General features: G+C 66.8%; 19 protein-coding genes. 15 read left to right on the top strand and 4 right to left on the bottom strand.

Annotation, left to right across the window (positions count from 1 at the left end; translation table 11 throughout):
• Position 1 precedes the first annotated feature (1 nt).
• Together P9875_RS15715 and P9875_RS15710 are read left to right on the top strand one after the other, a co-directional pair.
• A complete protein-coding gene (locus P9875_RS15715; RefSeq protein WP_278315859.1) occupies positions 2-1,192 on the top strand; it encodes a DUF444 family protein in 1,191 nt (396 codons plus the stop codon).
• Positions 1,189-2,709, top strand: coding sequence for a SpoVR family protein (locus tag P9875_RS15710; protein ID WP_278315858.1), 1,521 nt, complete (start codon positions 1,189-1,191; stop codon positions 2,707-2,709). The genes P9875_RS15715 and P9875_RS15710 overlap by 4 nt, the downstream gene beginning before the upstream one ends.
• 148 nt (positions 2,710-2,857) lie before the next feature.
• Here P9875_RS15710 and P9875_RS15705 read toward each other — a convergent pair whose 3' ends face one another.
• Positions 2,858-4,099: an SDR family oxidoreductase gene (locus tag P9875_RS15705; RefSeq protein WP_278315857.1), complete on the bottom strand. Its 1,242-nt coding sequence runs from the start codon at positions 4,097-4,099 to the stop codon at positions 2,858-2,860.
• The gene (locus P9875_RS15700) at positions 4,099-5,403 is read right to left on the bottom strand and encodes a nucleotide sugar dehydrogenase (RefSeq protein ID WP_278315856.1); all 1,305 of its coding nucleotides are present in this window, start codon (positions 5,401-5,403) and stop codon (positions 4,099-4,101) included. Before P9875_RS15700 ends, P9875_RS15705 begins: the two co-directional genes overlap by 1 nt.
• Before the next feature lie 219 nt (positions 5,404-5,622).
• On the opposite strand from P9875_RS15700, the gene prsT reads away from it, so the two are divergent.
• From prsT to P9875_RS15685, 3 genes are read left to right on the top strand one after another with little or no spacing between them, the layout of a single operon-like run.
• The gene (prsT, locus tag P9875_RS15695) at positions 5,623-8,406 is read left to right on the top strand and encodes an XrtA/PEP-CTERM system TPR-repeat protein PrsT (RefSeq protein ID WP_278315855.1); all 2,784 of its coding nucleotides are present in this window, start codon (positions 5,623-5,625) and stop codon (positions 8,404-8,406) included.
• Positions 8,407-8,409: 3 nt separating this feature from the next.
• Positions 8,410-10,890: a hypothetical protein gene (locus tag P9875_RS15690; protein ID WP_278315854.1), complete on the top strand. Its 2,481-nt coding sequence runs from the start codon at positions 8,410-8,412 to the stop codon at positions 10,888-10,890.
• Complete coding sequence (locus P9875_RS15685; RefSeq protein ID WP_176390546.1) at positions 10,887-11,657, top strand: S1 family peptidase; 771 nt, start codon at positions 10,887-10,889, stop codon at positions 11,655-11,657. The genes P9875_RS15690 and P9875_RS15685 overlap by 4 nt, the downstream gene beginning before the upstream one ends.
• 4 nt (positions 11,658-11,661) lie before the next feature.
• Here P9875_RS15685 and P9875_RS15680 read toward each other — a convergent pair whose 3' ends face one another.
• The gene (locus P9875_RS15680) at positions 11,662-12,408 is read right to left on the bottom strand and encodes an N-acyl amino acid synthase FeeM domain-containing protein (RefSeq protein WP_219309117.1); all 747 of its coding nucleotides are present in this window, start codon (positions 12,406-12,408) and stop codon (positions 11,662-11,664) included.
• Positions 12,409-12,608: 200 nt separating this feature from the next.
• On the bottom strand, positions 12,609-13,232 hold the full coding sequence (locus P9875_RS15675) for an XrtA/PEP-CTERM system exopolysaccharide export protein (RefSeq protein WP_278315853.1): 624 nt from the start codon (positions 13,230-13,232) through the stop codon (positions 12,609-12,611).
• A 260-nt stretch (positions 13,233-13,492) separates the two neighbouring features.
• On the opposite strand from P9875_RS15675, the gene P9875_RS15670 reads away from it, so the two are divergent.
• Genes P9875_RS15670 through P9875_RS15625 form a run of 10 tightly spaced genes read left to right on the top strand, consistent with a single transcriptional unit; the run spans position 13,493 to position 26,559 of the window.
• Positions 13,493-15,022 carry an XrtA system polysaccharide chain length determinant gene (locus tag P9875_RS15670; protein ID WP_099401902.1) on the top strand — a complete coding sequence of 510 codons (1,530 nt, stop codon included), beginning with the start codon at positions 13,493-13,495 and terminating at the stop codon, positions 15,020-15,022.
• A gap of 16 nt (positions 15,023-15,038) precedes the next feature.
• Positions 15,039-15,872 carry an XrtA-associated tyrosine autokinase gene (locus P9875_RS15665; RefSeq protein ID WP_278315852.1) on the top strand — a complete coding sequence of 278 codons (834 nt, stop codon included), beginning with the start codon at positions 15,039-15,041 and terminating at the stop codon, positions 15,870-15,872.
• On the top strand, positions 15,856-17,409 hold the full coding sequence (locus P9875_RS15660) for a TIGR03016 family PEP-CTERM system-associated outer membrane protein (protein WP_278315851.1): 1,554 nt from the start codon (positions 15,856-15,858) through the stop codon (positions 17,407-17,409). Before P9875_RS15665 ends, P9875_RS15660 begins: the two co-directional genes overlap by 17 nt.
• 10 nt (positions 17,410-17,419) lie before the next feature.
• Positions 17,420-18,580, top strand: a complete 1,161-nt coding sequence (gene wecB, locus P9875_RS15655; RefSeq protein ID WP_278315850.1) for a non-hydrolyzing UDP-N-acetylglucosamine 2-epimerase — start codon at positions 17,420-17,422, stop codon at positions 18,578-18,580.
• Complete coding sequence (locus tag P9875_RS15650) at positions 18,577-19,428, top strand: XrtA system polysaccharide deacetylase (RefSeq protein ID WP_278315849.1); 852 nt, start codon at positions 18,577-18,579, stop codon at positions 19,426-19,428. The genes wecB and P9875_RS15650 overlap by 4 nt, the downstream gene beginning before the upstream one ends.
• Entirely contained in the window at positions 19,428-20,507 is a 1,080-nt protein-coding gene (locus P9875_RS15645) for a FemAB family XrtA/PEP-CTERM system-associated protein (protein ID WP_423221853.1), read from the top strand. Before P9875_RS15650 ends, P9875_RS15645 begins: the two co-directional genes overlap by 1 nt.
• A 15-nt stretch (positions 20,508-20,522) precedes the next feature.
• The gene (locus P9875_RS15640; RefSeq protein ID WP_278315847.1) at positions 20,523-21,824 is read left to right on the top strand and encodes a TIGR03087 family PEP-CTERM/XrtA system glycosyltransferase; all 1,302 of its coding nucleotides are present in this window, start codon (positions 20,523-20,525) and stop codon (positions 21,822-21,824) included.
• Positions 21,821-23,404, top strand: coding sequence for an exosortase A (gene xrtA, locus P9875_RS15635; protein WP_278315846.1), 1,584 nt, complete (start codon positions 21,821-21,823; stop codon positions 23,402-23,404). Before P9875_RS15640 ends, xrtA begins: the two co-directional genes overlap by 4 nt.
• Positions 23,394-24,596, top strand: a complete 1,203-nt coding sequence (locus P9875_RS15630; protein ID WP_278315845.1) for a TIGR03088 family PEP-CTERM/XrtA system glycosyltransferase — start codon at positions 23,394-23,396, stop codon at positions 24,594-24,596. Before xrtA ends, P9875_RS15630 begins: the two co-directional genes overlap by 11 nt.
• A gap of 10 nt (positions 24,597-24,606) precedes the next feature.
• Positions 24,607-26,559, top strand: a complete 1,953-nt coding sequence (locus P9875_RS15625) for an XrtA/PEP-CTERM system amidotransferase (protein ID WP_278315844.1) — start codon at positions 24,607-24,609, stop codon at positions 26,557-26,559.
• Positions 26,560-26,561: the final 2 nt, after the last annotated feature.

The following is a 26,561-nucleotide window of genomic DNA, read 5'->3' as shown; positions in this document are numbered from 1 at the left end:
CATGGCCGCCACGAACTCGCCCGCTTCCGCCGCGCCGGCCCTGGCGCGGCCCTGGTACGGGCTGTTCTCGCGCGGCGCGCGCGACTGGCTGCGCCACAACCAGAAAGTGCGCGACGCCGTGCAGGCGCACTTGCCCGAACTGATCGCCACACCGGACCTGATCGGCGGGCCGCAGCAGCGCACGGTGCAAGTGCCCATGCACCTGCTCGAGCATGCGCGTTTCCGCCTGGCGCCCGCGCGCAACAGCGTGGGCGCGGGCCAGGGCGACGGCCAGCCTGGCGATATCCTGCGCGCGCCCCATCCCGCCGCCACGGGCGGGGCGGGAACGCAAGGCGAAGGCGGCGATGGCGAGGGAGCGGTGCGCCTGCTGCTCGAGTTTCCCATCGACGACATACTCGACTGGCTATGGGACGCCTTCGAGTTGCCGCACCTCAAACCCCGCCACCTGGGCGCCATCGACGACGTGCGGCTCGTGCGTAGCGGCCTGGACCGCCATGGCGCCCGTTCGCGCCTGGACCGGCGGCGCACCGTCAAGGAAGCGATCAAGCGGCGCGCCTTGCAAGCCCAGCCGGTGCCATTCACCAATGAAGACTTGCGCTACCGCCAGGTGCTGCAACAGCCCCGGCCCAGCGCGAATGCCGTCGTGTTTTTCGTGCTGGACGTGTCGGCCAGCATGGGGCAGGCCGAACGCAGGCTGGCCAAATCCTTCTTTTTCTTTGCCTTGCAAGGATTGCGCCGCAGGTATGCGCGCGTGGAAACGCGCTTTATCGCCCATACGACGCGGGCCTGGGAATTTTCCGAGGCCGAGTTCTTCCAGGTCAACGGCATGGGCGGCACCATGGCTTCCACCGCATTTCGCCTGAGCCGCGAACTGCTGCAGGAACACTACGCGCCGGGCCGCTACAACGCCTACCTGTTCTATGCCTCCGATGGCGAGAATTTCAGCGAAGACCGCGGTCCGGCCAGCCTGGCCCTCGGTGAACTGGCCGCCTTGCTCAACTATATGGGCTATGTGGAAACCGTGCCCGGCGTGCCGCGCAGCCTGGAAACGGAAATGCACGGCCTGTTTGCCGAGCAGGAACGGCGCGGCTTGCCCTTGCACAGCAGCATCCTCAGCAGGAATGACGATATCTGGGCGGCCATCCGCACCTTTTTCCAGCACGAGGCGGCCGATGCGGAGGAAACGCCATGACGCAGGCTGACACTGCCGGCCTGGACGGCTATGCGGCGCGCATCGAAGCGCTGGCGCGGGAACTGGGGTTGGAGTTTGCCCCCGTCGAGTTCGAACTGGTGCCGGACAGCTTCATGGCCGAGATCGCCATCTATGGATTGCCCGTGCGCATGCGTCACTGGTCATTCGGCGTGCGCTACATCCACCAGCTCGTGCATCAAAAGATGGGCAACTCGCATATGTTCGAAGTCATGTTTCCCGGCGACCCTTGCCATGCCTACATGGCCGAGCACAATTCCGTGGCGGAAAACACCCTTGTCACGGCCCACGTGCTGGGCCACGCCGATTTCGCCAGCCGCAACACCCTGTTCCTGCGTTTTGGCGCCATGGCGGGCCAGCGCATTCTGGAACAGAGCGCGGCGCGGGCGCAACGTCTGGAAATGGCACTGCAACGCCACGGGCAAGAGCAGGTGGAAGCCGTCCTCGACGCAGCACTGGCGCTGGAGCAGCACGTGGATATCCATGCCGAGCTGCACCGCCCGCCCTACTCCGTTCCATCCGGACCATCCGCGCGATCCGGGCCGCCGGGCGTGGCCGGCACGCAAGACGCGGCCGGCACAGACGATCCTTTTACGCAACGCTACCGGCGCCTGCCCGGTGAAGCGGCCGCGCTGGCGGCTCACGAGGCGGCACGGGCACGCGTGACGCAACGCCCGCTCCTGCCGCCACAGCCCGAATACGATTTACTATGGTTCATCGCGCAACATGGGCCGGAGCTGGCCGACTGGGAGCGCGACATTTTTCTGGCCGTGCGCGAAGAGTCGTTTTACTTCTATCCCGTGTACGCCTGCCAGATCATGAACGAAGGCTGGGCCTCGTACTGGCATGCGCGGCTGCTGCGCGAAGCCGACTTCCTGCCGCCGGCCCTGTATCTGTCCGCCATCAAGTCGCACTCTGACGTGGTGCGCCCCTACGCGGGCGAGCACCAGCAAGCGCTGGCCGTCAACCCCTATCACCTGGGCTTTTGCATGTGGGAACACATCATCGAGCGCGAAGGACTGGCCCGGGCCCGCCAGATTTGCCGCGACGACGATGACTGCAGCTTCATCCGCAACTATCTGGACGACGCACTGGCTGACCGCCTGGGCCTGTTCGTGCATGAAAGTCGCCGCGACGGCGAAACGCGCATGGCCAGCCGCGACTTGCGGGCCATCCGCGAAGCCATCCTGGCGCCCAAATACAACTATGGCGCGCCGTGCATCGCCGTCACCCTGCTCAACGACGACGGCAGCCTGGTGCTGCGCCACGATCACCAGCGCGATGGCCGCGGCCTCGACCTGGAGCGGGCGGAGCAGGTACTGGCGTACATCGCCCGCATCTGGCGCCGCCCCGTCACCCTGCATACGGCCGATTTTCGGGGCACGCCGCGAGTTCTGCGCAGCAAGAGCGAGGGCATACCGGAACCGCCCGCACCGGCAGCGTCATCAACAACGTCAACAACGTCAACAATGCCGACAGCGCCGCCCGTGCAATATTGAACGCTCAAGCACGGCCAGCGTGTCCGGCCAGCGTGCCCTCGGCCTGGGCTGCCTGTTTCTCACGCGAGCCAACTGGCCTGCCGGCATGTGCCTCACGGCTGGCCAACTGGCTGGCCGGCGTGTACCTCACGCCTGGCCGGCCCAACCCTCAAGCCCGGCCCGCCTGCGCCACATACCAGGCGATGGTGTGCCGCAAGCCTTGCGTCAGGTCGTGTGTGGGGGCATAACCGAGCAAGCGGGCCGCCTTGGCGATGTCCGCCTGCGAATGGCGCACGTCGCCGGCGCGGAACTCGCCATAGTGTGGCGCCAGCGGCACGTGCTGTGGACGGGCGGCAAGCAGCATCTGTTGCATGGTGGCGTGCAGCTGCGTCAGGCTGGTGCGGGCGTTGATGGCCACGTTGTAGACCTGGTTGACGGCCGCCGGGTCGGCGCGCGTGGCGGCCAGGATATTGGCTTGCACGGCGTTGTGCACGAAGCAGAAGTCGCGGCTGGTGGCGCCATCGCCATGGATGTGCACGGCCTGATTGTCCAGCATGGCGGCGATCCAGCGGGGAATGACGGCCGCGTAGGCGCCCAGCGGATCCTGACGCGGACCGAAGACATTGAAATAGCGCAGTCCCACCGTCTGCATGGCGTAGCAGCGCGCATACACCTGTGCATACAGTTCGTTGACATATTTGCTCAAGGCATACGGCGACAGGGGCGCGCCGATGTGCTGTTCCACTTTCGGCAAGGCCGGATGGTCGCCATACGTGGCGCTCGAGGCCGCATATACGAAGCGTCGCACGCCCGCGTCCCGGGCGGCGGCCAGCATGTTCAAGAAACCGCTGACATTGACGGCGTGGCACAGCAGCGGGTCTTCCAGCGAACGCGAGACGGAACCGAGCGCCGCCTGGTGCAGCACATAATCGACGGCGACGCCAGCGGTGACGGAGCCGCCCGCACTGGCACGCCCGCGCCCGGCCAAGCTGCTACCCCTGCCGTCGCTGCCGCCATCGGCCGCACCTATTTCACCGTCTGCCTCGCTGCCATCGGCGCTGCCAGCCTGCGCCGGCACGCCGCACGCGCGCGCGCACGCCTGCGGGTTGCGAATGTCGCCTTCGATGAAAGTGAAGCGCCGCCATGCATCTTCTCCCACGCTGGCGCGCACTTGCTCCAGGTTGTGGCGGTGGCCCGTCATGAAATTGTCGAGGCCGCGCACTTCCTGTCCCAGGTTCAGCAAGGTTTCCAGCAGGTGCGAACCGATGAAGCCTGCCACGCCCGTCACCAGCCAGCGCCGCGGCGTTTGCGCCAGTTGCGCACAGGCTTGCGCATACGCGCCGGCAGCCGGGGCGCCAGCGGGGGCGCCTTGCGCCGCGCTTGCCGCCCGATCGAAAGCATCGGCCGCCATCACAGCCGCCAAACGTGCAAGCCGCCGTCCTCCAGCGGACGGGGGTCGAAATGCGATTTGATGTCGATGAAGCAACCGTTTTCCAGCACCTTGGCCTGGAAGTCGGCCAGCGGACGGGCCAGCAGGGCCTGGTGCGAGACGGCGCTGATGATGGCCTCGGCCCGCGGCAGCTGTTCCCAGCTTTCCAGGGTCAAGCCGTATTCTTCCAGCGCTTCGCGGCCATCGGCGACGGGGTCGTGCACGTGCACCTGCACGCCATACGATTGCAGCTCGTGGATCATGTCGACCACTTTCGAGTTGCGCAGGTCGGGGCAATTTTCCTTGAAAGTCAGGCCCAGCACGTTCACGTGCGCCCCTTTCAATTTGAAGCCCGCGCGCACCATTTCCTTGATGGTCTTTTCCGCCACGAACTTGGCCATGCCGTCGTTGATGCGGCGCCCGGCCAGGATCACGTGCGGGTGGTAGCCGAGCATTTCCGCCTTGTGCGTCAAATAGTATGGGTCGACGCCGATGCAGTGGCCGCCCACCAAACCGGGACGGAACGGCAGGAAATTCCATTTCGTGCCCGCCGCCTGCAGCACTTCCAGCGTGTCGATGCCGATGCGGTCGAAGATGATGGCCAGCTCGTTCATCAGCGCGATGTTCAGGTCGCGCTGCGTGTTTTCGATCACCTTGGCGGCCTCGGCCACCTTGATGCTCGATGCCCGGTGCACGCCGGCCTCGACCACGCCTTCGTACAGCGCCGCCACTTGCTCCAGGGTAGCGGCATCGTCGCCCGAGACCACCTTGCGGATGCTGTGCAGGGTATGGTCCCGGTCGCCGGGGTTGATGCGCTCGGGTGAAAAGCCCACATGAAAGTCTTCCTTCCAGCGCAGGCCCGAATGCTGCTCGAGGATGGGGATACAGATTTCTTCGGTGGCGCCCGGATATACAGTGGACTCGTAGATGACGATGGCGCCGCGCCGCATGTGGCGGCCGACGGCCGCGCTGGCGCCGGCCAGGGCGGAGAAATCGGGATTGTGCGCGCTGTCGACGGGCGTGGGCACGGCCACGACGATGAAGTCGGCCAGTTGCAGCTCGGCCGGGTCGCAGCCGACGCTCAGCCCTTGCGCCGCCAGCAACTGTTCATGGCTGACTTCGCCCGTCGGGTCGATGTGGCGCCGGTAGCTTTCCACCTTGCGGGCCGACAAGTCAAAGCCGATCGTGCGCTGGCGCATGCCAAACGCCACGGCCAGCTGCAAGCCCACATAACCGAGCCCCACCACCGCCACCACGCCGCCCTTGCTATCCACCTTGCTGTCCATATGTCTGCGCTCCGAAAGGTTGCGGCCCGAGCATCGCCGTCCGGGAAATTCTACGGTTGCCGATCCGGCGATTCTTGAGCGGGAACAAGAAACACGGGGCAGCGGCCAGCATGCACGCCGACAATCGGCGGCTTGTTGAGCGCAATCAAGGAGACCGGCGGCCATCTTTTTAAGCTAGGCCATGCCGATCCCTCATGCACGCCGCTACCGGAGACTTCCATGGCCCGTTCCCTGCCCCGCCCTTTCCCTGGCCTGCCCGCCGTTGCGCTGTGCTGCACCTTGCTGCTGCCCCTGCTGACGGCTTGCCACGGCACACAGAGCAGCGAAAGCCTGCTGGCCGACGCGCAGCAGTACCGCCAGAAAGGCGAGGCGCGGGCCGCCATCATCCAGTTGAAGAACCTGCTGCAAAAGGAGCCGGACAACGCGGCCGCGCGCTTGCTGCTGGGCAGCATCTATATCGACACGGGCGAAGCGCTGTCGGCAGAGAAAGAATTGCGCAAGGCAATGTCGCTGGGCCTCGCTTCGCAGCAAGTGATGCCGCTGCTGGGCAAGGCCTGGCTGATGCTGGGCCAGTTCGACAAGGTGCTGGCCGAGATCGCCGACGATGCGGCGCAGCCCGCCAGCGTGCTGGCCCTGCGCGGCGATGCCTTGCTGGCCCTGGGCCGCCGGGACGAGGCCCGTGCCCTGTACTCGCGCCTGCTCGAAGCCCATCCGGACCAGGTCGAAGCCTTGCTGGGCCTGGCGCGCCTGGCGGCGCTGGACCAGCAAGTGACGGCGGCCGAGCTGCTGCTGGCGCAAGCCCTGAAAAGCGCGCCCGCCAACCTCGACGCCATGCGCCTGCAGGGCGACCTGCTGCGCCTGCAAGGCAAGAACGGCGCGGCGCGGCTCGCCTACATGCAGATTCTCAAGATAAAACCGGACAATACCCAGGCGCACATCGACCTGGCCAACCTCGATATCGTGGAAAACCGCTACCTGGAAGCGGCGGCCCAGCTGGCCACGGCGCGCAAGACGGCGCCCAACAGCCTGGGCTTGCTGCAAGCCCAGGCGCTGCTCGATTTCCGCCAGGGCAAGAACAAGGCGGCCTTGCAAGCCTTGCAACTGGTGCTCAAGGCGGCGCCCGATCACATGCCGTCCATCCTGCTGGCCGGCGCCGTGCAACTGGCGCTTGGCTCGCCGCCGCAGGCAGAAAACTACCTGCGGCGCTTCCTCGCCGCGTATCCCAAACATCTGTATGCCGTCAAGATGATGGCGTCGATCGAATTGATGCGTGGCAAGACCGACGTGGCCATCGACTTGCTGCAACCGATGTTGGCCGCCTTCCCCGACGACGTGGAATTGCTGTCGCTGGCCGGCGAAGCCCACTTGCGCGCGCGCCAGTACGACAAGGCGACAGCGTATTTCGAACAGGCCAGCACCCTGGCGCCGGACACGGCCAGGCTGCACGCGGCGCTGGGCATCAGCCGCCTGGGCATGGGCGAGCACAGCCGCGCCATCAATGAACTGGAACGCGCCAGCATGCTCGACAAGAGCACGCCGCAAGCGGGCACCATGCTGGTGATGACCTTGCTACGCAACAAGCAGAACGACAAGGCCCTGGCCAGCGTCAAGATGATGGAGCAACAGCAGAAAGGCACGAATCCATTGCTGCTGAACCTGAAAGGCGGCGTCTACCTGGCCTTGCGCGATTTACCGGCCGCGCGCGCCAGCTTCGAGCAAGCCCTGGGCATGGACCCTATCTATTTACCCGCGCTGAACAACCTGGCGCAGATCGACCTGGCCGAGAAAAAGCCGGAACAGGCCAGGCAGCGCTTCGAGCGGGCGCTGGCGAAGGCGCCGAAGAATGCCGACCTGTGCGCGGCGCTGGCCAAGCTGGCCGCGTCGCAGGGCAAGACGGACGAGGCGCGGCGCTGGCTCGAGCGGGCCCACCGCGACAATCCCGACGCCGTCGCGCCGGCCCTGCTGCTGAGTAACTTTTACCTGAAGACGGGCGCGCCCGACAAGGCGCTGGAACTGGCGCGCACCTTGCAAACGGGCCATCCGGGCGACGCCGATGCGCTGGCCCTGCGCGCCCAGGTGGAATACAGCGCCGGCCTGGCGCCAGCCGCGCTCGACAGCTACAACAAGCTGGCCAGCATACAGACCACGTCCGCGCCCCTGCAGATGCGCATCGCCAGCCTGCACCTGGCGCTGGGCGACCATCACAATGCGCTGCAAGCCGTCAAGCGGGCGCAGGCGCTTGACCCGGCCCTGCTCGAAGCGCGCGTGGTGGAAGTGGCGATGCTGCTGAATCTGAACCGCCAGCGCGAAGCGCTGGCCGTGGCGCGCCAGGTGCAGGAACAGCAGCCGAAGCTGGCGGCCGGCTACAAGCTCGAGGGCGACGTGCTGATGGAGCAAAAACTGCCGCAGCAAGCCGTCAAGCTGTACCAGCACGCCTTCGGCATCAGCCCCATCGGCCCCTTGCAGGTGCAGCTGTACCGCGCCTTGCAGGCGTCCGGGCAAGAAGGCGAAGCCGAGGCGCACATGGCCACCTGGCTGAAGGCGCATCCGGAAGACTTGCCCACGCGCACCTACCTGGCGGGCACCCGGCTGGCGGCAAAGCAATACCGCGCCGCCATCGAGCACTTCCAGTACGTCGTCGCCAAGGATGGGGCCAATGTGGTGGCCTTGAACGACCTGGCCTGGGCGTATCAGCAGGAAAAAGATCCGCGCGCGCAGGCCACGGCCGAGCAGGCGCTGAAGCTGGCGCCCGACAATCCCGCCGTGCTCGACACCCTGGGCTGGATCGTGCTGGAGCGAGGTGACGTCAAGCGCGCCACGGCCCTGCTGCGCAAGGCGGCGGCGCTGGCGCCGAAGTCGCCCGAAGTGGCGTACCACCTGGGCGCGGCGCTGGCGAAATCGGGCGACAAGGGCGGTGCGCGCAAGCAGCTGGAACAATTGCTTGCCGCCAACAAGGACTTTCCGCAGCGGGCCGCAGCGCAAGCCCTGCTGACCCAGCTCTAGGCCATGGCTGTGCACGCGGCCATGCCCGGCGTGGCGGCGCGGCCGCTGGCCCTGCTGGCGGGCGCGGCCTGCGTGCTGGCCTTGCGCCACTATCCGCTGGGCCACGGCTGGCCCGGCCTGCTGTTTGCCATCCTGCTGCCCGCGTATTTTCTGCTGCTGTGCTGGCGTCCCGCCAGCTGGCTGTTCTGCGTGCCCGCCCTGCTGCCCGTGCTGGACCTGGCGCCGTGGACGGGCTGGTTCTTCCTGGAAGAAATCGATCTGCTGCTGTTGCTGACGGTGGCCTGCGGCTACTGGCGCCTGGGCGGGCCGGCCCAAGGCCCAGCGGCGCGGCTGTCGCCCGCCGCCCGCGTCTGTTTGCTGCTGTGCAGCCTGGCCTGGCTGGTGGCGCTGCTGCGCGGCGTCCTGCCGCTGCCGCACCTCGACTTGAATACCTGGGATAACTACCTGAGCCCCTACAACAGCTTGCGGCTGGGCAAGGCCTGGGCCTGGAGCATGCTGCTGCTGCCGCTGCTGCTGCGCGACGCGGATCCTCCCGCCTTGCGCCGCTACGCGCTGCCGGGCATGCTGGCCGGGCTGGCCATGGTCTCGCTGTTCGCCCTGTGGGAACGGGCCGTGTTTCCCGGCCTGTCGAATTTGTCCAGCGACTACCGCATCACGGCGCCGTTTTCCGCCATGCACACGGGCGGCGCCGCGCTGGACGGCTACCTGGCGTTGAGCCTGCCGTTTGCGGGCCTGTGGCTGGTGCGCGCGCGCAGCCGCTGGCAGGCGGCGCTGGCCTTGCTGCTGCTGGGCCTGGCCCTGCACGCGGCATTCACCACCTTTTCGCGGGGCTTGTACGCGGCCCTGGCCGCAGCCATGCTGCTGGCATTCTGGCACACCCTGCGGACGGCGCCCGCCGCCGCGCGGCACCCACCGGCCCAGCCGCCCGTGCGCAAAATCTTGCTGAGGCTGCTGCTGGCCGGTCTGGGCACGGGCCTGCTCGTGTACACGTTCAGCCTGGCCGGCTACCGGGGCTTGCTGGCCGCCGTCGTCCTGCTTGCGGCCAGTTTCGTGCTGGCGGCGCGGCCCTTGCCGTGGCGTCTGGCGCCGGCCAGCCTGCTGTGCGCGCTGTGCCTGCAGGGCTTGCTGGCCGCCTGGTGGCCGGAAGGGGCAGGCCAGCAAACGGCCGGCTGGCTGAAAGGCCCATATTTCCTGTTTTTGCTGGCGGCCGCGCTGCTGGCGGGCGCGTTGTGGCCCAGCGGCACCGGCGGCAAAGGGCCAGCCAGGCTGGGCCTGGCGATGATGGCGTGGACCATGCTGGCATGCAACCTCGCCTGGATAGGCTGGCACTGGGCCGGACCGCCGGCCCTGCTGCCGGCCGGCCTCGTCGTGGGGCTGGCCACGCTGATGTTGTGCAATGGACGCTTGCGTCCGCCGTTGTGGCGGCTGGACCGGGCCAGCCTGAGCATCGCGGGCGCAGCCGGCATCCTGCTGCTGCTGGCCATACCCGTCTCGGCCAGCTATTACGCCACAGAACGTTTCTCCACCACCGCCTTCGATATGCAAGGCCGCTTGCGCCACTGGCGGCAAGTGCTGGCCATGCAGCCGTCCGACTGGGGCGACCGCCTGTTCGGCATGGGGTTCGGTAGTTTTCCCGCCACGTATTACTGGCACAATCCGCAGCGCGAGGTGCCGGCCAGCATCGCGTATGCCGAGGAAGGCGGCAATCTGGACAATCCCGGCAACAGGTATGTGCGCCTGGCCAGTCCCGGCTACAGCGCCGGCTATGGCGAACTGCTGCGGCTGCTGCAACGCCTGCCCGTGCAGCCTGCCACGCGCTACACCCTGGCGCTCGACGTGCGCCGGACCGGCCCCATGCCCGTGCTGCTGGTGCGCCTGTGCCAGCGGCAATTGCTGTATGCGCAAGGCTGCGTGAACGTTCCGTTGCGCCTGCGCCCTGCGCCGGCCGGCACGCAGGCCAGCACCTGGCAGCATTATGACGTGCCGTTCGACAGCGCCTGGCTGGGCGCGGGGGCCTGGCTGCTGCGTCCACCCGTGCAACTGGAACTGGCGGCCAGCGGCACGGCCACCTCGTCCGTGCTCGAAGTCGATAATCTGAGCTTGCGCGCACCGGGTGGCGAGGAGCTGATCGCCAATGGGCGCTTTACCCAGGCCAACAATTACTGGTTTTTCAGCAGCGACCACCACCACTTGCCGTGGCATATCAAAAGCATGGCCTTGCACTTGCTGGTGGAAACGGGCTGGTGCGGCGCCCTGTCCATGCTGGCCTTGCTGGCTGCGGCCGGCCAGCGCCTGCTGCGCCGCGCCGCGCGCGGCGATCCGGGCGCGCTGGCCTGCGCCGCCGCCTTGCTGGGTTTTCTCGTCGTCGGCCTGTTCGACAGCCTGCTCGACGTGCCGCGCATCGCCCTGCTGTGTTACCTGATGCTGCTGTGCGCGCTGCTGCAGCCCGTGTCATCTCCTCCCGTTGAAAGTACACCGCCATGAAAGCCTTGCTCTCCGCCTTGCTGTCCTGCCTTTTTCTGCTCCTGGTTGCGGCGCCCTGCCGCGCCGATGCGCCGCTGGCGCACACCATCGCGCGCGTCAAGCCGTCCATCGTCGGCGTGGGCAGCCTGCAAAAGACGCGCACGCCGCCGATGAACTTCATCGGCACAGGCTTCGTGACGGGCGACGGCTTGAGCGTGCTGACCTGCGCCCATGTGATCCAGAAACTGCTCGACGCCAATCCGAACGAAGTCATCGGCATACTCACGGGCCAGGGCGAGGCGGCGCAGTTTCGCCCCGCCAAGGTCCAGGCGCTGGACACGGAACACGACCTGGCCTTGCTGCGCCTGGCGGGCGCGCCTCTGCCCGCCCTGGCGCTGGGCGACGCGACCACGGTGCGCGAAGGCCAGGCCATGGCGTTTACAGGATTTCCCCTGGGTACCTTGCTGGGACTGCACCACGTCACGCACCGCGCCACCGTGTCATCGCTCACGCCCGTGGTCATGCCCAGCGAAAATGCGCAGCGCCTCGACGTGCGCCGCCTGGCGCAGTTGCAAAAGGCGCCGTACACGGTGTTCCAGCTGGACGCGACGGCGTACCCGGGCAGCAGCGGCAGCCCCCTGTTCGATCCCGAGACCGGTCTCGTCTACGGTATCGTCAACATGGTGTACGTCAAGGGCCTCAAGGAGACGGCCATCAGCGCGCCCAGCGGCATCACTTACGCGATTCCAGGCAGCCACATGCAGGCGATCTTGCTGAAAAATAAATGACTTCTCAGTTGCGCCCCTGCCTCAGCCGGTCGGTAATGCCAGGCTCATCCCATGTCGGGAAAAAAAAGGGGTAAAACGACCGTTCACCCCCATGCTGTTCCATCAGGCCACCGTACTTGCGGATCTGGGCCCCCATGTAATCGAGGTCCAGCCGTAGCAGCACGGCCGGCGCCCCCACGCGCGTGCACTCGCGCTCGCCGCCGAAGTCCTGGAAACCCAGCATGCGCTTGTAAAACACCACGTGGCGCGGGTTGACTTCGATCACGTAATCCGTAAAGCCGTGAATATTGTGGGCATAGATATAAGAGATATGAATCAGCGCCGCAAACACGCGCTTGCTCACACCCTTGTCGATGGCCAGGCGCGACGGTTCGCACAGGCGGCGGCCCTGCTCGCGCAGGACGTCGAGCTTGTCGCGGAAGTTTTCATCCGCAGGCAAGCCCGTCTCGTCATTGTCGAGGCACAGGGTCATGGTGCCGACGGTGCTGCCGGCCGTTTCCGCAAACAGCGTGATTTTATTCAGCGCATGCGCGGTGCCGGGATCGACGGCATAGCCGCGCCAGCCGTACATCTTGCGGATCAGCAAACTGGCCGCCTCGCGCCGGCCACGCGAATTGGCCATGCGGATATGAAAGCGCTGCAGGTCGAGCTCGTGCTCCATGGCCGGGTCGATCTGCCCCTCGCCCACCACCAGGTCACTCAGGGTGCCTGGGGTGTCGAAGGAAATAATGGGTTCATCTTGAAAGCTCATCTTGTCCTCACGTTCATCGGCTGCCGTTGAGACGGACTGAAGCCAATGCCTTGTGACAAGACAAAAACTGGAGAAGTTCCCAGCTTTAGTTAAAAAAACAGAAGAATTTCACCTTTAGATAGCAAAATTACACGCTGAAATTTGCCGAAAAGTACAAAATGACAAATATAAGTGCTGTTTTGATATTGCCGAGGCCGCTGTTAAAAAAAGCTTTCCGGTATCAGCAGCACATCGCCCGGCCGCATCATGACATTCGCGGAAATATCGCCTTCCTTCAGCAAATCATCGAGGCGGACCCGCAGTTGCTGCTGGTTGCCTTCGCGCATGCGGATGATGCTGGCCTTGTTGCCGGCCGCGAAATCGGTGATGCCGCCCACGGCGATGAGCACGTCCATCAGCGACATGCCCAGCCGGTACGGCAGCGCCTGCGGCTTGGCCGCCTCGCCAATCACCCGGATCTGCTCGCCATACGGGCCCGAGAAATTCGTGACGATGACGGTCACCACGGGCTGCTGGATGAACTTGCTTAAGGCTTGCTCGATGTCGCGCGCCAGCTGGGTCGACGTCTTGCCGCTGGCGGGTAAATCCTCGACCAGCGGCGTGGTGATCTTGCCGTCCGGCCGCACGGCCACCGTCAGCGACACTTCCGGGTTGCGCCAGACGATGATGTTGACGGAGTCGCCCGGCCCGATCAGGTAATCGTGCATGGGCGCGCTGTCGTCGGACGGTGCCAGCGGATGGGACGTGCGGCAGGCGCCCAGCAGACTGGCCGCGCTGGTCAGGCCCAGCGCGTTACGGACAAATGCACGGCGAAACGGATTCATGCGGAGCCTCTTCGAGTCGATGGCGCATCCATGGCCGGCCCCGCAGAACCAGCCTGGGCCGCGAACTTCCTATGATTATTAAAACTCGGCAAGAGAACCTTGAGGCGTATCAAGAAGCAATCATCTTGGGAAATCTTGCTCCACAGCCGCCCTATACTTTGCTTACCCAACAGGCAAGTATTTCTTGCAAGATGCCGGTGTTGTCCGCGCCGCCAGCCCATCTCCCGTGCAGCACCGCACCGCCACCTGAAGGAAGCGACATGGAAGACTTGATACAGCAACTGCTGTCCAGCCTGAAAGGCATCTGGAAGTACCGCTGGCACGCGGTCGTGGTGGCGTGGCTGGTGGCCATCGCCGGCTTCATCCGGGTGATCTCCCTGCCCGACGACTTCCAGACATCGGCGCGCGTGTTTGTCGATACGCAAACCATCCTCAAGCCGCTGATGGCCGGCATGACCAGCGTGCCGAACACGGAACAGCAGGTGGCCATCATGAGCCGCACCCTGCTCAGCCGCCCGAACGTCGAGCGCGTCATGCGCATGGTCGACCTCGACCTGGGCTCGAAGACCGTGCGCGAGCACGAGGCCCAGCTGGACGAGCTGATGAGCCGCATCAAGATCACCGGCACCAACGCCTACGACATCTACACCATCAGCTACAGCGGGCGCGACCCCAAGCTCGTGCGCGACGTCGTGCAAAGCCTGCTGACCATCTTTGTCGAAGGCAGCTTCCAGGGTAAAAAGGGCGATTCGCAAAAGGCGGTGCAATTCATCGACGAGCAGATCAAGAATTACGAGGACAAGCTGAGCGCGGCGGAAAACCTGGTGAAGGAATTCAAGATCCGCAACAACCTGCTGCTGCCGCGCCAGGGCATCGACTATGGCAGCCAGCTGCTGATGTCGTCCGATAGCCTGAACAATGCCAAGCTGGAACTGGTCGAGGCGGAACAGGCACGCAAGGCCATCCTGAGCCAGATCGAAGGCGACGAGCCCGTGCTCGACCTGGAACCGAACGCGGCGGCCATCACGAATCCCGAACTCGACGAGCGCATCGCGTCGATCAACAAGAACCTCGACAGCCTGCGCATGCAATTTACGGAATTGCATCCCGACATCATCGCCTCGAAACGCCTGGTGGCCCAGCTGGAAGAACGCAAGATCGAGGAAAGCAAGCTGAAAACGGCGGCCGGCGATCCGGGCAAGAACTACAGCCCCATGCTGCAGCAACTGAAGGTAGCGTTGACGGACGCGGACGCCAAGGTGGCCGCCATCCGCGCCCGCGTGCAGGAATACAACGCGCGCAACGAGCGCCTGCTGGCGCAGAGCAATGCCGTGCCCGAGGTGGAATCGCAGCTGGCGCAGCTCAACCGCGACTACATCATCAACAAGGAAAACTATGAAAAGCTGATCGGCCGGCGCGAAGCGGCCAAGCTGTCGGGCGAACTCAGTTCCACCACGGACATGATGGCCTTCAAGATCATCGACCCGCCCACGGTGCAATATGCGCCCGTCGGCCCGAACCGCCCGCTGCTGTTTTCCGCGGCGCTGGGCGCGGCCCTGATTGCCGGCGTCGCCACGGCCCTCCTGATCAGCCAGGTGCGCCCCACCTTCCTCAGTCCGTCCGAACTGCGCGACGCCACGGGCTTGAACGTGCTGGGCACGGTATCGATGAACTGGACGCCGCTGCAGCAAGTGCGCCGCCGCCGCGCCCGCTATGGCTTTGGCGCCTGCCTGGGCAGCCTGTTCGTGCTGTACGGCGGGGTCATGACGGCCGCGCTGCTGAAATTCTAGATCCCAAGGAGCGATGATGAGCAGCAAGGACAGCGGCAAGCAGGAACCCACCACCCTCGGCGTGGCCGAGGCCGGCGTGCCCTATACGGTGAACGGTACGCAGGGCGCGGACGCGGCGCGGTCGCCCCGCTACCGCCCCCTGAACCTGGACCGGCTGGCCGAGCAAGGCATGCTCACGCACGACGGCGGGCGCAGCGCGGTGGCCGAGGATTTTCGCATCATCAAGCGCCCGCTGCTGCGTCAGGCGCGCGCCAGCGGCAGCGAGGCCATCCGCCACGGCAACCTGATCGTCGTCACCAGCGCCATGCCGGGCGAAGGCAAGACGTATTGCGCCATCAACCTGGCCATGAGCATCGCCATGGAAATGGATATCACGGTGCTGCTGGTCGATGCGGACGTGGCGCGCCCGTCCGTGCTGAAAGTGCTGGGCCTGCCGCCCGAGCCGGGGCTGATGGATATCCTGCTCGACCCGCAACTGGCCATGGCCGACGTGATCCTGAAAACCAATGTGGCCAACCTGAGCATCCTGCCGGCCGGGCGCAGCAACAAGCACGCGACGGAATTGCTGGCCAGCCGGGCCATGAGCCGCTTGCTGGCGGAAATTGCCAGCCGCTATGGCGACCGCATCGTCGTCTTCGATTCGCCGCCCCTCCTGATCACCAGCGAGGCGCATGCGCTGGTCGGGCAGATGGGACAAGTCGTCATGGTGGTCGAGGCGGAAACGACGACGCAGCACGCCGTCAAGGAAGCGCTGCGGCAGATCGAGTCGTGCGAACACATACATTTGATCTACAACAAGACCAAATCGTTCCCCGGCAACGACTACTACGGCTATGGCCATTACGATTAGCCGCCGGGTTTCGCTAACGCCGCCGCCGTCGCCGCTGCTGCCGTTGCTGCCGTTGCTATCTCTGCTGCTGCCCCTGCCGGCCGGTGCCATCGACTGGCTCGTGAAACCGTCGCTGCGCCTGCGCGAAAGCTATACGGACAACGGCTTGCGCGCACCGTCCGGCCAGGCCCAATCGGACTTCATCACGGAAATCGCACCTGCCATCGCCCTCATCGGCACGGGCCCGCGCCTGCGCGTGCACCTCGATTACAGCTGGCACAAATACCTGTCCGGCCAGCGCGCCGATACCGAGCACCACGAACTGGGCGCCTCGGCCGATGCTGAACTGGTGAAGGACTGGTTCTTCATCGATGCGGACGCCAGCGTGAGCCGGCGCAACATCTCGCCGTTCGGCCCGCAATTGATCGACGACCTGCCCGATACGGACAACGCCAGCACCGTGCGCACCACCGGCATCAGCCCCTACCTGCGCCACCGTTTCCGCGGCCTGGCCACGACCGAGCTGCGTTACACGCGCAACACGGTCGACAGCGGCGGCGACTTGCTGTCCGTGCACAGCGATGAAATGGAATTGCTGCTCAGCGGCGAGCCGCGCGGCAAGGGCTGGACCTGGAACGCCAGCCACGACCTGCGCCGCACGCAGGACAGCAAGCTGGCGCCCATGCGCATGCAGCGCAGCAGCGTGGGCCTGCGCTATCCGTTCAGCAGCAAATGGGCGGCCACGGCCAGCGGCGGCACGGAAAAGGAAGGCTATGTGTCGGCCAGCGGCAAGGCGCCGGCCGGCCGCTTCTGGTCGCTGGGCGGCGTGTGGACGCCGTCGCCGCGCACCAGCGTGGCCTTCAGCACGGGCAAGCGCTTTTTTGGCAACACCTACAGCCTGGACGCCACGTTCCTGCAGCGCCATACCAACTGGCAACTCAATTACAGCGAAAACATCACCACCCTGCCGACGCAATTTTCGCGCCTGGGCGACCGCGACGCGGGCCAGTTGCTCGATCAATTGTGGCGCGGCATCTTTCCCAATGCGCGCGACCGGCGCCTGCGCATCGATGCCTTCCTGCGCTACGCCAACAGCCTGGGGCCGGAACGGGGCGCCATCAATTACTTCAGCCACCGCTATTTCCTGCAAAAGCAACTGAAGCTGACGATGGCGCGCGCCACGGCGAAAAGCACGATGATCGCCGGCATCACGGCCGTCGACCGCACGGCGCAAACGGCCAGCGGCATCGACAGCGGCTTGCTGCCCGGCGTGGAATTCGGCAGCGAAGACCGTACGCGCCAGATGAGCGGCAACCTGGGCTGGAGCTGGAAAGCCAGTTCGCGCACCAGCCTGAACGCCAATGCCGGCTACGCCAGCGTGCGCTCGCTGAGCGTGCCCCGGCACGACAACAACATCACCGTGACGGCCGGCTACACCCGCATCCTGCAGCAGAACATGACAGCCAGCATCGACGTGCGGCACACGCGGCACGCCAGCAACCGCGGCGGCGACTACCGCGAAAACGGCGTCAGCGCCACGCTCACCATGCAATTCTAAGGAGGCCGCAATGTCCGACCCTACTCTTGCGTCCGCCGCGCCGGCGCACCTGCTGTGCGTGGTGGCCGCGCGCCCCAACCTGATGAAGATGGCGCCCATCCTGGCCGCCCTGGCCCGCCAGGCGCCCACCGTGCGCGTGACCTTGCTGCATACGGGCCAGCACTACGACACCGCCATGAATGGCCAGCTGTTTATGGACCTGGACCTGCGCCCGCCCGACATCTGCCTCGATGTCGGCTCCGGCAACCATGCGCAGCAGACGGCCGAGATCATGCGCCGCTTCGACGCCGTGCTCGACGCGCAGCCGCCGCTGGCGCCCGATGCCGTGCTGGTGGTGGGCGACGTCAATTCCACGCTGGCTTGCGCGCTGGTGGCGGCCAAGCGTGACATTCCCGTGATCCACGTCGAGGCGGGCTTGCGCAGCGGCGACCGGCACATGCCCGAGGAAATCAACCGCGTGCTCACCGACCAGTTGTCCAGCCTGCTGCTGACCAGCGAGGAAGGCGCGCGCGCCAAGCTGCTGCGCGAAGGCATCGCGCCCGAACGCATCCATTTTACGGGCAACGTCATGATCGACAGCCTGCGGCAGCAACTGCCGCGCGCGATAACGCCCGCCGCCACCCTGCGCGCCCACGGCCACGCCTGTCCGCCCGCGTATGGACTGTTGACCTTGCACCGGCCGTCGAACGTGGACGACCCGGCGCAGCTGGAAGCGCTGCTGGGGACGCTGGGAGAATTGTCGCAGCAACTGCCGCTGCTGTTTCCCATCCACCCGCGCACCCTGGCCGGCCTGCGTCTGTCGGGCCTGGAACCGCTGCTGGCGCGGCATGCCATCGTCCGCCTGCCGCCGCTGGGCTACCTGGAAATGCTGGGCCTGATGCAAAAGGCGCGCCTGGTGCTGACGGATTCGGGCGGCATCCAGGAAGAAAGCACGGCCCTCGGCGTGCCTTGTTTGACCTTGCGCGCCAATACGGAGCGTCCCGTCACCGTCAGCGACGGTACGAATACCCTGGCCGGCACGCAGCCGGCAACCATTCTCGCGCTGGCGCGAGGCATCCTGGATACGGGCGGCAAGCGGGGCCGCCTTCCGCCCCTGTGGGATGGCCACGCGGCCACGCGCATCGCCGCCGTCATCGCACCCTGGCTGGCGGCGCGCCGGGGGCCGCCATGACGCCGCCGCTGATACTGCGCAACGCGCTCACCATCGACGTGGAAGATTACTTCCAGGTGTCCGCTTTCGCGCCGCACATCGCGCGCGCCGACTGGCCCCGCCTGGAGTGCCGGGTCGAGGCGAACATTGAGCGCATCCTGCTGCTGCTCGACAGCCGGCGCATCCACGCCACCTTTTTTACCCTGGGCTGGATCGCCGAGCGCTATCCGGCCATGCTGCGCCGCGTGGCGGCCGCCGGGCACGAAGTGGCCAGCCACGGCTATGCGCACCTGCGCGCCTGCGACCAGTCGGCCGCGCAGTTCGCCGACGATGTGCGCCGCAGCAAGACCATCCTGGAACAATTGACGGGGCTGGCCGTGCACGGCTACCGGGCGCCCAGCTTTTCCATCGGCGCGGCCAACCTGTGGGCTTTCGACGTGCTGCAGGAGGCGGGCTACCGCTACAGTTCCAGCATCTATCCGATCCGCCACGACCACTACGGCATGCCGGATTCCCCCCGCTTCGCCTGGCGGCCACGGGGGGCGCACGGCATGCTGGAATTGCCCGTCAGCACAGTACGCTTGCGCGGGCGCAACCTGCCGGCCGGCGGCGGCGGTTATTTCAGATTGATGCCGTATGCACTGTCGCGCTGGCTTTTGCGACGCATCAATTCGCGCGACGGGCAAGCTGGCATATTCTATTTTCATCCTTGGGAACTCGATCCCGGCCAGCCGCGCCCGACGGGCCTGAGCGCGAAAACGCGCTTTCGCCACTATGTGAACCTGGGGCGCATGGAAGCGCGGCTGGGGCGCCTGACCCGCGATTTCTCCTGGGACCGCATGGACCGTATCTTTCTGGAAAGCACATGATGCACGAGGCCAGCCTTGCTCCCGACCCGCTACAGTCCCGCGCCGCCATCGCCGTGCGGTCGCTGCAGGGGCACGAGCATGCGCGCTGGGATGCCTTTGTCGACACCTGCCCGGAAGCGACCTTCTTTCACCGCGCCGGCTGGCAAACCATCATGGAGCAAGGTTTCAAGCACGACAGCTATTTTTTGTACGCGGAACAGGACGGGCGCATCGCCGGTGTGCTGCCGCTGGCCCATCTGCGCAGCCGCCTGTTCGGCTCCGCCCTCGTCTCGCTGCCCTTTTGCGTGTACGGCGGCATCGCCGGCGGCAGCGCGGCCGTGCGACTGGCCCTCGATGGCGCGGCACTGGCGCTGGCGCGGCGCCTCGGCGTGGGGCACCTGGAATACCGCTGGCGCGAAGTGCCAGAAAGTGCAGACCCTTCCTGGCTGCACAAACCCCTGTACGCCACCTTCCGCCGGTCCTTGCTGCCCGATGCCGAGCAGAACCTGCTGGCCATTCCCCGCAAGCAGCGCGCCGTCGTGCGCAAGGCCATCACGGGCGGCCTGCACAGCGCCATCGACTATGACCTCAACCGTTTCTACCCGATCTACGCGGCCAGCGTGCACCGGCTGGGCACGCCCGTCTTCGCGCGCCGCCATTTTGCCCTGCTGCGTTCGGTGTTTGGCGACGCCTGCCAAATCCTCACCGTCTATCACGGCCAGCAGGCGCAAGCGAGCGTGCTGCTGTTCTATTTCCGCGATGAAGTATTGCCATATTACGGCGGCGGCAGCGTGCTGGCGCGCAGCACGGGCGCCAACGACTTCATGTACTGGGAAGCGATGCGCCGCGCCTGCGCGCGCGGCTACCGCCTGTTCGATTTCGGCCGCAGCAAGCTGGGCACGGGGGCATACGACTTCAAGAAGAACTGGGGCTTTGCGCCGCAGCCGCTGCCCTACGCCTACCAGCTCGTGCGTGCCAAGGCCTTGCCGGAAGTCAACCCACTGAATCCGAAATATGCGCTGTTCATCCGTGCCTGGCGCCGCCTGCCGCTGCCGCTGGTCAACCTGCTGGGGCCGCACATCGTGCGGCAGCTGGGCTAAGCGACGGGACCCACCATGCGTGAACTGCTATTCCTTGCCCACCGCCTGCCGTATCCGCCCAACAAGGGCGACAAGATACGCTCGTGGCACATGCTGCAATACCTGAGCCGGCATTTCCGCGTGCACCTGGGCTGCTTCATCGACGATGACGACGACTGGCAGCACGCAAAAACCGTGGCCGCCCTGTGCGCCAGCACGCGCTTCATCGGCTTGCGACGCGGCGCGGCCCGCTGGCGCGCCATGCAGGCGCTGCTGTCGCGCCAGGCCATGAGCGTGCAGTACTACCGCGATGATGGCCTGCTGCAATGGGTCGACGGCTTGCTGTCCTGCGGCAAGGTGCGCCACGCGCTGGCCTTTTCCGGCCCCATGGCGCAATACATCGACGGCAGCGCGGGCCGCGCCCTGCACCGCGTGATCGATTTCGTCGACGTCGATTCCGACAAATGGCGCCAGTACGGCGACAGCAAGCCCTGGCCTATGTCGCAGCTGTACCGGCACGAAGCGCACATGCTGCTGCAGTACGAACGCCATATCGCCCAGCAGTTCACGGCTGCCAGCTTCGTCTCGCCGGCCGAAGCGGCCCTGTTCCGCCAGTGCGCCCCGATGGCGCGGCGCAAGACGGGATTTTTCAATAACGGCGTCGACACGGCATATTTCACGCCCCTGCCGGACCAGCCCCCCGTCTATCCGCCCGGCGTGCAGGCACTAGTGTTTACGGGCGCCATGGATTACTGGCCGAACATCGACGCCGTGCAATGGTTCGTGCGCCACGTCTGGCCCGCCTTGCGGCGCCAGTTTCCCCAGTTACAGTTTTATATCGTCGGCAGCGCGCCCGTGCCCGCCGTGACGGCGCTGGCCAGGATAGCTGGCGTGGTGGTGACGGGCAAGGTGCCCGACATCCGGCCCTACCTGGCCGGTGCGGCGCTGGTCGTGGCGCCCCTGCGCATCGCCCGCGGCGTGCAAAACAAGGTACTTGAAGCGATGGCGATGGGCAAGGTCGTGCTGGCCACGCCGCAGGCACTCGAAGGCATCGCCGCTCAGCCAGGCCTGGAACTGCTGCTGGCGCGCGACGACGTCGAATTCATCCACCATGCCGCGCGCGTGCTGCGCCATGCCCAGGGCGGCGCAGCCGAAGGGAGCGGCGCGGCCATGGGCGCGGCGGCGCGCCAGCTGGTCTTGCAGGATTACAACTGGGAACGCAATCTGCGGGGCCTGGGCGCCATGCTGGGCCTGCCTGCCGAGACGGATGCCGATACCGATGCGGCTGCCAGCGGCGCCAGCGCGCCTTTGCTGCCCGTGCGGGAGCCATCCACATGAGCGTGCAACTCGACCCGGTGGCCCGCTTGCCGGACGCGGCCGTCTGGCGGCACGGGCACGCCCAGGGCCAGCAGCAAGCCCTGCTGCTCCTGCTGCTGGCCCTGGCCGCCATCGTGCTGCTGTACCACGCCACCTTCTGGTCGATGGTGGAACTATGGTCCCGCTCGCAAACCTTCGCGCACGGTTTCTTGATCGTGCCCATCAGTTGCTGGCTGGCCTGGCGCCAGCGCGCCCGCCTGGCCGCGCTGGCGCCCCAGCCGTCCCGGCCGGGCTTGCTGCTGCTGGGCGTACTGGGCCTGGCCTGGCTGCTGGCCGACGCCGCCAACGTGCCCGTGGTGGAACAATATGCGGCCACAGCCATGCTGCCCGCCTGCGTGCTGGCCATCCTCGGCCCACCGGCCGTGCGCCTGCTGGCCTTTCCGCTCGCGTATCTGTTTCTCGCCGTGCCGTTTGGCGAAGTCTTCCTGGAACCGCTGATCGACTTCACGGCCGCCTTCACCGTTACCGCGCTGCAATGGACGGGCGTGCCCGTGTTTCGCGATGGCAGCAATTTTTCTCTGCCCACCGGCAACTGGTCGGTGGTGGAGGCGTGCAGCGGCTTGCGCTACCTGATCGCCGCGCTGGCCCTGGGCGCCCTGTACGCCCATGTCAACTTCCACAGCGCGCGGCGGCGCCTGGCCGTCATGGCCGCCGCCCTGCTCGTGCCCATCCTCGCCAATGGCGTGCGCGCCTACCTGATCGTGATGCTGGGCCACCTGAGCGACATGCGCCTGGCCGTGGGCATCGACCACCTGATCTATGGCTGGCTGTTCTTCGGCCTGGTGGCGTTGCTGCTGTTCTGGCTGGCCGCGCGCTGGCGCGAACTGCCGCCGGCGCGCGCCGTGCCGCCGGCTCGGCCGGCACGCCTGGGCGCCGCCGCGGCCAGCCCGCGCGCCGTCGTGCGCGCCAGCGTCGCCTGCCTGCTGCTGGCGGCCGTGTGGCCGGTATTGGCGCTGGCCAGCCACCGCGATGATGCTCCCAAGCTACCCGCCGTCGTGCTGGCACTGCCCGATCCGCCCGCCTGGCATCGCCTGCACGACGCTCCACCTGCCTGGCAAGCGCCGTATGCGGGCACGCCCGCGCGGTTTGCCGCCACGTATGCGCGCCAGGATGGCGACGGCGCGCCGGTGCAACTGCAACTGCACTGGTATGCGCGCCAGGCGCGCGATGCCGAGCTGCTGACGCACCAGGCCTCGCCCTACGGCGCGCGCTGGATGCCATTGGCGCAGGGCGTGCGGCACGTCAACCTGTCCGGCGGCCAGATAGGGGTGCGCGAAAGCGTGCTGGCCCACGGCGGCGAACGCCTGCTGGTGTGGCGCGTGTATCGCCAGGGCGGCGTCGTCACGGCCAGGCCCGTGCTGGTAAAACTGCTGCTGGCGCAAGCCAAGCTGCTGGGCAGGCGCCAGGATGGCGCCGACATCATCGTCTTTGCCGCCTACGACGAGCTGGCGCCGCCGCCGCGCGCGCAGCTGCAAGCCTTTATGCGGGCGGCGCTGCCCGTCATCGAACAACGCTTGCAGGAGTTGCCGCATGGCCCTTGACTTCGATACCGGCGGCACGGGGGGCGCCAGCACGGCCCCGCTGATCGTGCACGTGATCCACCAGCTCGATGTGGGCGGGCTGGAAAACGGCCTGGTCAACCTGATCAACCATTTGCCGCCGGAACGCTACCGCCACGCCATCGTCTGCATGAAGAACGCCACCGCGTTTCGCCTGCGCCTGACCACCCCGGGTGTCGACATCATCAGCCTGGACAAGCGCGAAGGCAAGGACTGGCGCCACTATCTGCACCTGTACCGCGTGCTGAAACGCTTGCAGCCGGCACTCGTGCACACGCGCAACCTGGGCTGCCTTGAAGCGCAGCTGCTGGCCTGCCTGGCCGGCGTGCGCCTGCGCGTGCATGGCGAACACGGGCGCGACATGAGCGACTTGCACGGCACCCGCCGCAAATACCGGCTGCTGCGCAAATGCATGCTGCCGCTGGTGCAGCATTTCATCGCCGTCAGCGCCGACCTGGGGCTATGGCTGGTGGACGCCATCGGCGCGGCGCCCACGCAGGTGTCGCACATCGGCAACGGCGTCGACAGCGTGCAGTTTCACCCGCGCCTGGGGCCGCCGGCCGCCGTGGGCCCGCCCGGTTTCCTGTGCAACGGCGCCTTCGTCATCGGCAGCGTGGGCCGCATGGCGACCGTCAAGGATCACGCCTCGCTGGTGCAGGCCTTTTTGCTGTTGCTGGCGCAGCCGGGCGCCCGCGCGCGCCTGCGCCTGCTCATCGTCGGCGACGGGCCGTGCCGCCAGGCTTGCCTGGACCTGCTGCAGCAAGCCGGCGTGGCGCACCTTGCCTGGCTGCCCGGCGCACGCGACGACGTGGCGCAACTGCTGCGCGCGATGGACCTGTTCGTGCTGCCCTCGCTGGCCGAAGGCAGCTCGAACACCATCCTCGAAGCGATGGCGACGGGTCTGCCCATCGTTGCCACGCAGGTGGGCGGCAACGCGGAACTGGTGCAGTCGGGCTGGAGCGGCACGCTGGTGCCGCCCGGCTCTCCCGAGATGCTGGCCGACGCCATGCTCGACTACTACAGCATGCCCGAACTGGGCCCACGCCACGGCGCGCGCGGGCGGCGCCAGGTGCTGGCCGAGCACAGCCTGCCCGCCATGGCCGGCGCCTACCTGGCCGTATACGACCGCCTGACGGGCGCGCGCCAGCCGTCTCCCCTGTCCACCACTCCCTGAAAGGCCACCCATGTGCGGCATCAGCGGCATCTTTGATTTGCAGGGCCAGCGCGACATCGACGTGCTGCTGCTGGCGCGCATGAACCACAGCCTGCGCCACCGTGGGCCGGACGAAGGCGGCTTGCACCGCGAGCCGGGCCTCGGCCTGGCGCACCGGCGCCTGTCCGTGATCGACCTGGCCAGCGGCCAGCAGCCGCTGTTCAATGCCGACCGCAGCATCGCCATCGTCTTCAATGGCGAAATCTATAACTATCGCAGCCTGATGGCGGAGCTGCGCCAGTTCGGCCATCAATTCCGCACCAGCAGCGACACGGAAGTCATCGTCCACGCCTGGGAACAGTGGGGCGAGCAATGCGTGCAGCGCCTGCGCGGCATGTTCGCCTTCGCCCTGTGGGACCGCCGCCGCCACCTGCTGTTCCTGGCGCGCGACCGCCTGGGCGTCAAACCCCTGTATTACGGCGAGGCGCAGGACGGCACCCTGCTGTTCGGCTCCGAACTCAAAGCCCTGCTCGCCCATCCGGCCATGCCGCGCGCGCTCGACCCGCTGGCCGTGGAAGAGTATTTCGCCTACGGCTACGTGCCCGAGCCGCGCAGCATTTTCCAGCACGCGCGCAAGCTGCCGCCCGGGCATACCCTGTCGATACGCGCCGGCCAGCCGCTGCCCGCGCCGCAAGCGTACTGGGACATCCCGTTCACGCCGAATCCGCCCGCCAGCGAGGCGCAGGCGGCCGACGAATTGCTGGCGCGCCTGCGCGAAGCCGTGCGCATCCGCATGGTGGCCGAAGTGCCGCTCGGGGCATTCCTGTCCGGCGGCGTCGATTCAAGCGCCGTCGTGGCGCTGATGGCCGGGGCCAGCGCCACGCCCGTCAACACGTGCTCCATCTCGTTCGGCGACCCGGCCTGGAACGAAGCGCGCTACGCCGACCTGGTGGCGCGCCGCTACGGCACGGCGCACCACGCGCGCCAGGTGGAGCAGGACGACTTCGAACTGATCGACCTGCTGGCCAATCTGTACGACGAACCGTTCGCCGACAGTTCCGCCATGCCCACGTACAGAGTCTGCCAGCTGGCGCGCCAGCGGGTCACGGTGGCCCTGTCGGGCGATGGCGGCGATGAAAGCCTGGCCGGCTACCGGCGCTACCGCCTGCACACGCGCGAAGAAAAGGTCCGCAAGGCGATGGATCCGCTGTTGCCGGCCGGCTTGCGCCAGTCGCTGTTCGGCACCCTGGGGCGGCTGTACCCGAAGGCCGACTGGGCGCCGCGCTTCCTGCGCGCCAAAACCACCTTCGAAGGCCTGGCGCGCGACACGACGGACGCGTATTTTCACGGCGTCAGCCTGCTGGGCGACGCCATGCGCGCGCGCCTGTTCAGCCCCGAGCTGCGGCGCAGCCTGCAAGGCTACCGCGCCGTCGAGGTGCTGCGCCGCCATGCGCTGGCCAGCCCCGCGCAAGATCCCCTGTCGCAAGTGCAGTACCTGGACCTGAAAACCTATCTGCCCGGCGATATCCTGACGAAAGTCGACCGGGCCAGCATGGCGCATGCGCTGGAAGTGCGCTCGCCCCTGCTCGACCATGAACTGGTGGCGTGGATGTCGGGCCTGCCGCCGCAGTTCAAGCTGCGGCGCGGTGTAGGCAAGTATTTGCTGAAGAAAGCCCTGCGCCCGCTGCTGCCCGATACCCTGCTGTACCGCCAGAAGATGGGCTTTTCCGTGCCGCTGGCCGACTGGCTGCGCGGCCCGCTGCGCCAGCGCCTGCAACAGCGGCTGCTCGGTCCCACGCTGGCGCAGTGCGGCCTGTTCGACATGGACTACGTGCGCCTGCTGCTCGATCAGCATGCGAGCGGGCGGCGCGACTACAGCGCGCCGTTATGGTCGCTGCTGATGTTCGAGGCCTTTTTGCGCCAGGTGCTGCCGGCGGGCGCACAAAAAACGCCGGCGCCCGCGCCCGCCATGGCGGTGGAGTAAAT

It is taken from the genome of Janthinobacterium rivuli, from assembly GCF_029690045.1.
In the GTDB taxonomy this organism is placed as follows: domain Bacteria; phylum Pseudomonadota; class Gammaproteobacteria; order Burkholderiales; family Burkholderiaceae_D; genus Janthinobacterium; species Janthinobacterium rivuli.
Note: the sequence above shows the minus strand (reverse complement) of the source record. Positions and strands in the feature narration are given on the sequence as shown.